We start from the raw sequence: 1,222 nt of genomic DNA on the forward strand, positions 1-1,222 counted from the left end.
GGAGCTGGGGGTGGCCGCAGAGACCAGCGAGAAGCGACTGTTTACTAAAAACACAGGTCCGTGCGAAGCTGTAAGGCGATGTATACGGACTGACGCCTGCCCGGTGCTGGAACGTTAAGGGGACCGGTTAGTCATTCTTCGGGGTGGCGAAGCTGAGAACTTAAGCGCCAGTAAACGGCGGTGGTAACTATAACCATCCTAAGGTAGCGAAATTCCTTGTCGGGTAAGTTCCGACCTGCACGAATGGCGTAACGACTTCTCGACTGTCTCAACCATAGGCCCGGTGAAATTGCATTACGAGTAAAGATGCTCGTTTCGCGCAGCAGGACGGAAAGACCCCGGGACCTTTACTATAGCTTGATATTGGTGTTCGGTTCGGCTTGTGTAGGATAGGTGGGAGACTGTGAAGCGGCCACGCCAGTGGTTGTGGAGTCGTCGTTGAAATACCACTCTGGTCGTGTTGGATGTCTAACCTGGGTCCGTGATCCGGATCGGGGACAGTGTCTGGTGGGTAGTTTAACTGGGGCGGTTGCCTCCTAAAGGGTAACGGAGGCGCCCAAAGGTTCCCTCAGCCTGGTTGGTCATCAGGTGGTGAGTGTAAGTGCACAAGGGAGCTTGACTGCGAGACTGACGGGTCGAGCAGGTGCGAAAGCAGGGACTAGTGATCCGGCGGTGGCTTGTGGGAGCGCCGTCGCTCAACGGATAAAAGGTACCCCGGGGATAACAGGCTGATCTTCCCCAAGAGTCCATATCGACGGGATGGTTTGGCACCTCGATGTCGGCTCGTCGCATCCTGGGGCTGGAGTCGGTCCCAAGGGTTGGGCTGTTCGCCCATTAAAGCGGCACGCGAGCTGGGTTTAGAACGTCGTGAGACAGTTCGGTCCCTATCCGCTGCGCGCGTAGGAGTCTTGAGAAGGGCTGTCCCTAGTACGAGAGGACCGGGACGGACGGACCTCTGGTGTGCCAGTTGTTCTGCCAAGGGCATGGCTGGTTGGCTACGTTCGGGAGGGATAACCGCTGAAAGCATCTAAGCGGGAAGCCTGCTTCGAGATGAGGACTCCCACCCCCATGAGGGGTTAAGGCCCCCTGTAGACGACGGGGTTGATAGGCCGGATCTGGAAGCCCTGTGAGGGGTGGAGGTGACCGGTACTAATAGGCCGAGGGCTTGTCCATAGCTGCTTGCGTCCACTGTGCGGGTTCTGAAACAACAACCCGCCCACAC

The 1,222-nt window shown here is 57.5% G+C and carries 1 rRNA gene; it reads left to right on the top strand.

What is annotated here, in order from left to right:
* Positions 1–1,173, top strand: a 23S ribosomal RNA gene (locus FB457_RS35030); the annotation flags it as partial.
* Positions 1,174–1,222: the final 49 nt, after the last annotated feature.

It is taken from the genome of Streptomyces sp. CNZ287, assembly GCF_007827615.1.